The sequence below is a fragment of the Collinsella sp. 1033st1_E11_1033SCRN_220408 genome, from assembly GCF_039062465.1.
Lineage (GTDB): Bacteria > Actinomycetota > Coriobacteriia > Coriobacteriales > Atopobiaceae > Parolsenella.
This window is the reverse complement of sequence record NZ_JBCLNF010000009.1, coordinates 36,326-43,841: the sequence shown is the minus strand read 5'-3', so window position 1 is coordinate 43,841 and position 7,516 is coordinate 36,326. Positions and strand designations below refer to the sequence as shown.

Annotated in this window: 3 protein-coding genes; all 3 read right to left on the bottom strand. The window is 64.6% G+C overall.

The genetic code is table 11. From position 1 onward, the window contains the following. Window positions 1-218 precede the first annotated feature (218 nt). Window positions 219-1,652: an argininosuccinate lyase gene (argH, locus tag ABCN07_RS06895; RefSeq protein WP_343005982.1), complete on the bottom strand. Its 1,434-nt coding sequence runs from the start codon at window positions 1,650-1,652 to the stop codon at window positions 219-221. A gap of 96 nt (window positions 1,653-1,748) precedes the next feature. Beyond that, complete coding sequence (locus ABCN07_RS06890; protein ID WP_343005981.1) at window positions 1,749-6,659, bottom strand: acyl-CoA dehydratase activase-related protein; 4,911 nt, start codon at window positions 6,657-6,659, stop codon at window positions 1,749-1,751. Then, window positions 6,652-7,401: a TetR/AcrR family transcriptional regulator C-terminal domain-containing protein gene (locus tag ABCN07_RS06885; protein WP_343005980.1), complete on the bottom strand. Its 750-nt coding sequence runs from the start codon at window positions 7,399-7,401 to the stop codon at window positions 6,652-6,654. Before ABCN07_RS06885 ends, ABCN07_RS06890 begins: the two co-directional genes overlap by 8 nt. Window positions 7,402-7,516: the final 115 nt, after the last annotated feature.

The following is a 7,516-nucleotide window of genomic DNA, read 5'->3' as shown; positions in this document are numbered from 1 at the left end:
ACCCCGACGTCGTACAGAACGTTTCCAGCCATAAAAAGCCTCCCATTTCTTGTGTCCAAGAAATGGGAGGCAGTTCATCGGCAGACGGGCGTTCTTCTTAACCTGTGAGCTATGTCGCGCGCGGGCACCTCAGATTGCACGAGCTGGCGGCACCGCTTGCAAGTCAGCGGCCATCCCGGCAACCCAACGCCGAAGCCCGGCGCGGGGTCGGCAGCGACCTACGCCGTCTCGGCAGCAAGCACGTCGCGAGCCTGGGCGAGCTGCGCGCGAACGGCATCGTGGCCAGTGCCGCCAAGCGTCGTGCGACGGCGCACGATGTTATCGATGTCGAGCGCCTCGTGAGCGCCGTCATCGAAGAGCTCGGAGTAGCTACGGAGCTCATCGGTGGTGAGTTGCTGCAGGGTCATACCCTCGCGAACGCAGTCGCCCACGATGCGACCGACGACGGCGTGAGCCTGGCGGAACGGCAGGCCCTTGCCGACAAGATAATCCGCAAGGTCCGTCGCGGCCATATAACCCTCGTGCGAGGCCTCGCGCATGCGGTCGGCCTTGAAGGTGCAGGTGGCAAGCATGCCCGTGCAGGCCATAAGCGAACCCAGGACGGTATCGGCCGCGTCAAAGAGCGGCTCCTTGTCCTCCTGGAGATCCTTATCGTAAGTAAGCGGCGTGCCCTTCACGGTGACGAGCAGGCTCATGAGGTCGCCCACGACGCGACCGGACTTGCCACGAACGAGCTCTGCGAAATCCGGATTCTTCTTCTGGGGCATGATCGAAGAGCCGGTAGAGTGGGCGTCGTCCATCTCCACGAAGCCAAACTCCGCCGAGCTCCACCAGACGAGCTCCTCGCAGAGGCGAGAGAGGTGAATCTGGCAGACGCTGCAGGCATAGATGAGGTCGAGCAGATAGTCGCGGTCGCTGACAGCGTCCATCGAGTTGGCGACCGGCTCGTCAAAGCCGAGCTCGGAAGCCGTCATCGCGCGATCAAGCGGATAGGTGGTGCCGGCGAGCGCGGCGGCACCCAATGGACACTTGTTGGCAGCGGCGCGAGCATCGGCGACGCGCTTGTGGTCGCGGGAGAACATCCAGAAGTAGGCAAGCAGGTGGTGCGAGAGGAGCACCGGCTGAGCCGGCTGCATGTGCGTGTAGCCAGGCATCACGACGCCAAACTGCTCCTCAGCGCGGTCGAGCAGCACCTGCTGGATCCCCTCAAGCGAAGCAAGCAGCTCGTCGGCCAGGTCGCGAGCGATCATGTGCGTGTCGACGGCGGTCTGGTCATTGCGAGAGCGGCCGGTGTGAAGACGACCACCGGCAGGGCCGATACGCTCGGTGAGCACGCGCTCGATGGCCATGTGGATGTCCTCGTCGCGGTCAACGTCGAACGTAAACTCGCCACGCTCAATCTCGCCGGCAATCTCGTCAAGGCCGGCACGAATTGCCTCCGCGTCCTCCGCCGAGATCACGCCCTGGTGCGCGAGCATGGCGGCATGGGCCTTGGAGCCGCGGATGTCCTGCTTCCACATGCGCTTGTCGAACGGCAGCGACGCTCCGAACCTCTCGAGCTCACCCGTCGGCGCGCCGGAGAAGCGCCCACCCCACAGGGGCTTCGGCTCAGCAGCCGTCTGCGTCGCCTTGCTCTCGTTGTTCTCGTCCATCACGTATCCCCTCTACGTAAGAGGCGGCCCGACCGCACCCGTTTGCGCGATCGGGCCGCCCGTCAATCTCTTAGGGCTCTATGGTAATCGAGCGGGCTACGATTCGTCCGCTTCCGTTTCGTTCTGTGACGCATCAGACATCTTGGGAGCGTCTGCCGCGCCAGCACCCTCCTCGAATCCGTCGGCACCCTCCGCGTCAGCCTCGAGACCATCGACGGGAGCGGGCTCATTCGCATCGGCGGCGGCAGCGCGCTCCGCAGCACGGGCCTTGGCGGCCTCGATGCGGTCAAGCTGCATGCGGCTCAGCGGAAGGACGCCGGAGTCGTCGGCGGCATTGGCGCCGAGCCCGCAGGAAGTCTCTTCGACACGATCTTGCTCGCCCTCCTCCACGTAGGGAGCCACGACGTTCGTGGTGGGGTCAACGGGATTCTCGAGGCGGAACTCGGCCACGTTCTCCGCGGCGCCGCCCATCTCCGCCGCAGCCGCACGGGCAGCGCGGAAGTTCTCCTTGGCCACGCTGATCATGAGCTTGATGCGGTTGAGCTGGTTGACCTCGGACGCGCCGGGGTCATAGTCGACGGCGACGATGTTGCTCTCGGGGTGCATCTCGCGCAGGCGCTTGATGACGGACTTGCCCACGACGTGGTTGGGCAGGCATGCGAACGGCGAGCAGCACACGATGTTGGGCGTGCCGCACTCGATGAGGTCGCACATTTCGGCCGTGAGGAGCCAGCCCTCGCCCATCGTGTTGCACAGCGACAGCACCTGCTTCGCCTTGGCGGCGAGCTCGTAGATGTCCGGATACGGCTCGAAGCGGGTCGACTTCTCGAGCATGCGGTTGATGGGCTCGCGCATCGACTCGATGAGCTTGATGCCGGCCTGGTGCGTGAGGCGCTTGCTGAGCTTGGTGCCCAGCTCGCCCTTCATGTTCTTCGGGCTCGTCATGCCGAAGAGGAAGAAGTCGACGAGGCCGGGCACGACCGCCTCGCACCCCTCTTGCTCGATGACCTTGACGACCTGGTTATTCGCCGTCGGGTGGAACTTGACGAGGATCTCACCCACGACGCCCACGCGCGGCTTGGAGCGATCGGCCACGACGGGCAGCGTCTCGAACGCGTCAACCGTGTCCTGGCACAGCTTCAGGAACGAATGCTGGCCGCAGCTGGTCACCTCATCCTTGGCGCGAGCCATGAACTGGTCATACAGCGCGTCGGCAGAGCCGGGCTCGGCCTCGTAGGGACGCACGCGATAGAGCACCTGCATGAGCAGGTCGCCATAGAGCAGGGCATAGACAGCATGGACGATGATCTCGGGCTTGAAGACGTTGAAGCCGGGGTTGTCCTCGTCAAGGCCCTTTGCCGCGGTGAGCGAGACTACGGGGACCTCAGGGTGGCCGGCGTCGCGCAGGGCCTTGCGGATGAGGGCGATGTAGTTCGTGGCACGACAGCCACCGCCAGTCTGAGAGATCATGACGGCCGTGCGCGAGAGGTCATACTTGCCGCTCTCGATGGCCTCCATGATCTGGCCCGTGACCAGGATGGACGGGTAGCAGATGTCATTGTTGACGTACTTGAGGCCCGCCTCGACCGCACCGTGGTCGACGGAAGGCAGCAGCACGGCGTTGTAACCGTTCTTCTTGAGTAGCTGCTCGACGAGCTCGAAGTGGATGGGCGACATCTGCGGGCACAGCAGCGTGTAGCCGCTGTCCTGCATCTCCTTGGTGTAGCGCACCTTGTGAACGGCAGCGCTCTTTGCCTCGCGCCACACGGGCAGCGCAGCCTTGCCATCCTCGCGAACCCCCAGCGGCTTGGCACGCTCGAGCGAGCCGTTCGCGCGGCGGACGTCCACAGGGCCGGCGGCCACGAGCTCGCCCGCGGCAGCTTCGCGCTCGAGCTCCTCACGCTGCTCGATGAGGGCCGCCATCAGCGAACGGATACGGATGCGCACCGCGCCGAGGTTCGAGACCTCGTCGATCTTGAGGGTGGTGTAGATCTTGCCGGACGCCTCGAGGATCTCCTGGACCTGGTCGGTCGTGAGGGCGTCGAGACCACAGCCGAAGCTGTTGAGCTGGATGAGGTCGAGGTCGTTTCTGCTGGCGACGAAGCGCGCGGCGCGGTAGAGGCGGCTGTGGTACATCCACTGGTCGACGACGCGGATCGGGCGCTCGGGACGCATCTTGTGAGCGACGGAGTCCTCGGTGAGCACCGCGAAGCCGAAGCTGTTCACGAGCTCGGGAATGGCGTGGTTGATCTCGGGGTCGTTGTGGTAGGGACGGCCCGCGAGCACGATGCCGTGGACGTCGTGGGCCTCCATCCACTCGAGGGTCTCGTCGCCCTTACGGTGCATGGTCTCCTTGAACTCGAGGTCAGCCTCCCAGGCAACGTTCACGGCGCGGTCAACCTCGGCACGGGTGATGTGCTCGCCACGGAAGCGGCCGCGGCCGTTGGCTGCGTCCTTCTCGCGCTGGACGGAGATCAGCTCGTAGAGGCGGCGCTTGAGCTCCTTCTTGTCGTCATACGGGATGAACGAGTCGAGGAACTCGACCTGGGGCGCGGCGAGCTCGTCGACGTTCAGGCCGAGCGCCTGCGGGTAGCTCATGACGATCGGGCAGTTGTAGTGATTGCCCGCCGTCTCGTCCTCCTTGCGCTCCCAACGGATGCAGGGCATCCAGATGAAGTCCGGGTCCTTCTCGAGCAGGTTCATGATGTGTCCGTGGCTAAGCTTCGCCGGATAGCAGACGGACTCGGACGGCATCGACTCGATGCCCGCCTCGTAGGTCTTCTTGTTCGACTGGTCAGACAGCACGACCGAGAAACCCAGCTCCGTGAAGAACGCGTGCCAGAAGGGGTAGTTCTCGTACATGTTGAGGGCGCGGGGGATACCCACAGTGCCATGCGGTGCGGTCTTGGGGTCAAGTACCGGACGATCGAACAACAGCTTGTTCTTGAAGGCGAAGAGGTTGGGGGCGAGCGCCTTGGCACGCTTGCCGCCAGAACCCTTCTCGCAGCGATTGCCCGTGATGAACTTGCGGCCGTTGCCGAAGTTGTTGATCGTGAGCAGGCAGTTGTTGGAGCAACGGCCACAGTGGGCCTTGGTCTGCTTCACCTGGAGGTTGTCGATCTGCTCGCGGCTGAGCAGGGTCGAGGTGCCGTCCTTGCCGGCACGGTCACGGGCGAGCAGGGCGGCGCCATAGCAGCCCATGCAGCCGGCGATATCCGGGCGAATCGCCTCGCGATCGGTAAGCTTCTCGAACGCGCGCAGCGTCGCGTCGCTCATGAAGGTGCCGCCCTGGACGACGACATACTTGCCGATCTCCTCCGGATCGCGCATCTTGATGACCTTGAACAGCGCGTTCTTGATGACCGAGTAGGACAGGCCCGCCGCGATGTCGCCAACGGTCGCACCCTCCTTCTGGGCCTGCTTCACGCGCGAGTTCATGAAGACGGTGCAGCGGCTGCCAAGGTCAACGGGCTTCTCGGCACCCATGGCGGCGTGCGCGAAGTCCTGGACGGAGAGGCCCATCGAATCCGCGAAGCTCTCGATGAAGCTGCCGCAGCCCGAGGAGCACGCCTCGTTGAGCATGATGTGCTCGATGATGCCGTTGTGCACGCGCAGGCACTTCATGTCCTGACCGCCGATATCGAGGATGAACTCGACATCGGGGACGAAGGCCTTGGCGCCGCGAAGGTGAGCGACAGTCTCGATCTCGCCGGAGTCGGCGCCGAGGGCCTCGATGAGCAGGGCCTCGCCGTAGCCCGTCGTGGTGACGTGACCGACGGTGCAGCCCTCGGGGAGCTTGTCGTAGATGTCATCCATGATGACGCGGGCGGTGCCCAGGACGTCACCACGGTTGTTGCCGTACCAGGTGTAGAGCAGTTCGCCGTCCTCGCCCACGACGGCGGCCTTCATCGTGGTTGAGCCGGCATCGATGCCGATAAACACGCGGCCCCGATACGTAGCGAGGTCGCCCTTGGGGACCACCTGCGCATCGTGGCGGGCGTGGAACTCGGCGAGTTCCTCGTCGTTAGCGAACAACGGGTCGAGACGCTGGACCTCACTGCCCTGCATGTCGCCAAGGTTCTCGAGGGCGTCGATGACCTCAGCGAAGGTCACGCGCTTGTCGGACTCGCCAGCAAGGGCGGCGCCGGTGGCCACGAACAGATGGGCGTTGGTCGGAACGATGCGGTGCTCCTCGTCGAGCGAGAGCGTCTCGTAGAAGCGATGGCGCAGCTCGGAGAGGTACTGGAGCGGGCCACCGAGGAAGGCGACGTGGCCGCGAATGGGATGGCCGCATGCGAGGCCGGAGACCGTCTGGTTGGCAACTGCCTGGAAGATCGAGGCGGCGACGTCCGCGGGAGCCGCGCCCTCGTTGAGCAGCGGCTGGACATCGGACTTCGCGAAGACGCCGCAGCGGCTGGCGATCGGATAGATATGGGTCGCCTGCTTCGCGAGCTCGTTGAGCCCGCCGGCGTCGGTGTGCAGCAGGCTCGCCATCTGGTCGATGAACGCGCCCGTGCCACCCGCGCAGGTGCCGTTCATGCGCTGCTCGATACCGTTATCGAAGTAGATGATCTTGGCGTCCTCGCCACCGAGCTCGATGGCGACGTCAGTCTCCGGAATGAGGGTCTCGACGGCGCGCTTGCTCGCAATGACCTCCTGGACAAACTCGAGGTCAAGCCACTTGGCGAGCAGGAGACCGCCGGAACCGGTGATGGAGACACGCATGGAGGCGTTGCCGAGCACGGCGCGAGCCTTCTCGAAGAGCTCCTTTGCCGTGGCGCGGATGTCGGTGTGGTGGCGCTGGTAGTTTGCGTAGACGATGCGGTCCGCGTCGTTGATGACGGCGAGCTTGACCGTGGTGGAGCCCACGTCGATGCCTAGGCGCAGGTTGGCGCGCGAGAAGTCCGTGGTGTTGGCGGGGCGCAGCTCGGCCCCGTTCTCAACCAGCTCGATGCCGCGGGCCAGCTTGGCCTGCGCCGCATTGGATGCTGCGGGATTGTTAGTCATGGATGGGCTCCTTTTCCTCCGCGAAAGCGCCCCCGCGCTCCGCATTGTTCTTGAGTTGCATGAGGGCCAGCGCATAGGCCGGCACGTTGAAGTCAATGGACTTGCCATAGAGGTCGCCCGGGCGGACAAACATGAGCGAGGTCATGATCAGCGCCATCGTGTGGACGTCCTCTCGCATGCCACCCGTAAGCCAGCGCGTAAGGACGCCGGCCTCGGCAGACACCGCAAAAGCGAGGTAGTAGTCGAAAAACGGGCCGAGGGCTCGGGAGTCGATGCCGTCGAGGGCACGAGAGACGACCGCCTCGCGGCAGACGTCCTTGATCTTCTCGACGAAGGCGGGGTCGCCGCCCTTGCCCAGAAGCGCCGTGAGATGCGGGGCGTTGTCGCGGAAGTAGCTCAGGAGCTCGACGGTTCCGGGGGCGGCCTCGAGCGATGCGAGGGCGGCGGTGAGCTCATCGAGGTGCGACGACGAGATGTTCTCGACGAGGTCCCTTATGTCATCAAGGGCCTCGCGCTCGACGGCGTCGACAAGATCCGGGATGTCGCGGAAGTGCGAGTAGAACGTGCGGCGCGTGAGACCCGCGCGTTCGGTGACGGCGGTGACCGTCACGCGCGACAGGTCGCCCGTGGCTTGAATCTCCGCGGCGAGGGCGTCGCGAAGCTGGGAGCGAGAGCGAATGCAGCGCCTATCGGCTCTGGCGCGACGACGCGCGGCAGCAGCCTGAGTGAGAAGGTCTTGCACGCAACCTCCAGAGGTCTTGGCGTTGGCGGCGTCATCGAGCCGTCAGGTTCCTTTTATTACACAGCGTGCGCAGTATTTCACAATGTGAGCAATATCTTGCAACCGTTTACCGACC

Excerpts from the sequence above, each read along its gene's own strand:
- ABCN07_RS06890 (WP_343005981.1), bottom strand. The coding sequence starts at position 6,659 with ATGACTAACAATCCCGCAGCATCCAATGCGGCGCAGGCCAAGCTGGCC.
- argH (WP_343005982.1), bottom strand. The coding sequence starts at position 1,652 with ATGGACGAGAACAACGAGAGCAAGGCGACGCAGACGGCTGCTGAGCCG.